This is a genomic window from Lacrimispora amygdalina, assembly GCF_900205965.1.
In the GTDB taxonomy this organism is placed as follows: Bacteria; Bacillota; Clostridia; order Lachnospirales; family Lachnospiraceae; genus Lacrimispora; species Lacrimispora amygdalina_A.
In genome coordinates this window covers 1-2910 of the sequence record NZ_OAOF01000060.1, presented here as the reverse complement: position 1 = coordinate 2910, position 2910 = coordinate 1, and the positions used below count along the sequence as shown (strand labels likewise).

Annotated in this window: 3 protein-coding genes; all 3 read left to right on the top strand. The window is 41.0% G+C overall.

Features of this window, described 5'->3' with window-relative positions:
* Positions 1 to 102: 102 nt before the first annotated feature.
* The 3 genes from istA to CRO04_RS25540 are packed head-to-tail and all read left to right on the top strand — an operon-like array spanning position 103 to position 2795.
* A complete protein-coding gene (istA, locus tag CRO04_RS25550; protein WP_097007042.1) occupies positions 103 to 1656 on the top strand; it encodes an IS21 family transposase in 1554 nt (517 codons plus the stop codon).
* On the top strand, positions 1649 to 2422 hold the full coding sequence (gene istB / locus CRO04_RS25545) for an IS21-like element helper ATPase IstB (protein WP_024348443.1): 774 nt from the start codon (positions 1649 to 1651) through the stop codon (positions 2420 to 2422). Before istA ends, istB begins: the two co-directional genes overlap by 8 nt.
* Positions 2409 to 2795 (top strand): hypothetical protein, encoded by a 387-nt coding sequence (locus CRO04_RS25540; protein WP_097007041.1) that lies wholly within the window; start codon positions 2409 to 2411, stop codon positions 2793 to 2795. The genes istB and CRO04_RS25540 overlap by 14 nt, the downstream gene beginning before the upstream one ends.
* Positions 2796 to 2910 lie beyond the last annotated feature (115 nt).

The following is a 2910-nucleotide window of genomic DNA, read 5'->3' as shown; positions in this document are numbered from 1 at the left end:
TGTAAGTGGTAAACTATAACCAGCAGATTTAGGCAAATAAAATCCAGCAACTATTACGGAACATCATCGAATGATATACTGTCATTCGGAGGTGAAGAAAGGATGGTTAAATGGATGGATTACTATAAAATCCAAGAATACAAAAGAAAGAAATTCAATAAGAGCCAAACTGCCAGAAAGCTTGGAATTAACAGAGAAACAGTTGGTGTTTATTGGGACATGACTCCAGAAGCCTATGCTGCTCGCGTGGAAGCTGCTAAGACCAGAGAAAAGAAAGCGGATCCGCATAAAGACTTTGTATTAGAATGCCTGCTGAAATATCCAGATATGTCAGCGGCACAGCTTTATGACTGGATCAAGGAACGTACCTGTCTGGAAACACTTGATTTCCAAGAACGATGTTTTAGAGACTATGTGAAATCTATCCGGGAGGAATACGATATCAAGAAGCCGGAAACATCAAGACAGTATGAAGCAATGGATGAACTGCCAGCAGGAAAGCAGGCACAGGTGGATATGGGAGAAATAAGTCTGGAGACCTTAAGTGGACGACACAAAAAAGTGTATTGCTTCGGAATGGTCATGACGCACTCCCGATATAAATTCATTCTTTGGCAGGAAAAGCCATTTACAACCGATACATTTGTACAGGCTCATATCAAAGCCTTTGCTTTTTTCGGTGGAAGGCCGCAGGAAATGGTTTACGATCAGGATAAGATTCTTGCAGTCAGTGAGAATAATGGTGACATTATCTATACGGAAGGATTTCAGAACTATGTAAATGAAGTAAAGTTTGATATCTTTCTCTGCCATGGCGCCGATCCGGAGTCCAAGGGATTGATTGAGAATGTCGTGAAGTATGCCAAGCATGGATTCGCAGAACACCGCATTTTCAGAGATATAGACAGCTTTAATGCCGACTGTATCGCATGGCTGAAAAGAACAGGTAATAAAAAAGCGCATGGAACCACAAAAAGGATACCGGCAGAGGTGTTTACTCTCGAAAAGGAACACCTGATACCAGTATCTGAATACAACTTTGCAGTTGCTGCTAATGACAGTATAGATTATCAGGTCAGAAAAGACAACATCGTTTTATACAAAGGGAATCGTTATCGCGTTCCAAAAGGAACATACAGCCCCGGAAAACGAGTGTTTATGGTTGTTTCAGATGAAACAGTTTCCATCACCGACACTTTGACGGGAGAATTATATGCTTCCCATCCACTGTGTCATGAGAAAGGAAGATTAATTGGTCAGAAACGGGATGACCGGGATAAAAGTAAGTCATTACAGGAACAGGAAAAGCTTGTTCAGCAGCTGTTCCAGGAGGATGAACTGGTTTCACCATTTCTTGATCATATCCATCAGGAAAAGCCCCGCTATTACAGGGATCAGCTTGGTGTAATCAGAAAACTTTTTGAAGAATGGAATGTAGAACTGTTAATTCAGGGACTCCACTACTGCACAGAAAAAGAACTGTATTCTGCGGGAGACTTAAAATCCAGTATTATTTATCTGGATCAATTGAAAACCGAGCCAAAGAAAAAAGAAAATTTAACAGCGCTTCCATCCAAGTATCGAGGAAATACACCGGAAATCCGAGATTTAAGTGTATATGAGCAGGCAATGGAAAGGAGTGTTGTAAATGGATAATCTACAGGAAATCAGAACCTGCGCAACATCACTGGGACTGATACATACGAAAAATGAATTGGAAACATTGATTCACACAGCAGAAACAGAGGAATCAAGCTATGTGACTTTCTTACAGAATGTCCTTGGCAGTGAAATACGTTACCGTCAGGATAAGGCAAAAGAAAAAAGGATTAAGGAAGCTGGGTTTCCATATCCGAAGTATCTGAGGGATTTTGATCTCAGCTTTTGCCAATCGATTACAAAAAAGCAGCTCAATCAGCTGTCAGAACTGACATGGATTGATGGTCTGTATAACCTGATACTTTCTGGTCCGCCAGGAGTAGGCAAGACACATATGGCAATCGCACTGGCCTATCATGCCTGTGAAGAGGGATATAAGGCCAGTTACACAACAATGCAATCCCTAATGCAATGCCTGCGTACATGTGAAATTGATCGTCGGAGTAAAGCGAAAATGAACCGGATACATAAATCAAATCTTCTTGTTATAGATGAGGTAGGGTATCTACCAATCACATCCACAGAAGGAAATCTGTTCTTTCAGCTGATCTCAGAACTTCAGGAACAGGCTTCAATCATTATCACCACAAACAAGGGATTTGAGGAATGGGCTGAATTTTTGGATGATGCAGCATTGGCCACCGCAATCCTTGATCGGTTATCATACCGATGTGACCGGATACAAATGTCAGGCAAGAGCTATCGATTGGAAAACAGAAAATCATTTTTAAAGGAAGGACAGACAGACGATGAAATTCAATAAGCACTTATCTCCTGAAGTGGAAGAATTACTTACCACTCAGTATAAGAAATATATAAAAGAAACAGTTATGACCAAAAAGGAAATGCGTGCTCTGCGTGAATGGGTAAAGGACGGACATAGTGTATACGAGAATAGCTGTGGTGCATGGGCAGACGGACAGGTTCCAGTGGAATTTCTGACTGTGTATCGGGATGAAGAATATATCCGTCAACATACCAAAGGAATGAGCCCAGAAGAAACCCGTAAGTTTGCATTGGCTTATTATGGCTGGGACGATGACGATGAAGTGATTGATCAATATCTTCAAAATGCACCGGAAGATATGACGATGCCTATTTGCAAAGAATCAGATGAGGAACTGCCATTTAGTTAAAAAAATCCCTGCGGACTATCCGCAGGGGAATATAAGCATAAGTGCTGGATTTTATTTGCCAAAAAGTGCTGGAAAATAATTTCCATTTTTTGCTGGAAAGTACTTGCCGTTTACA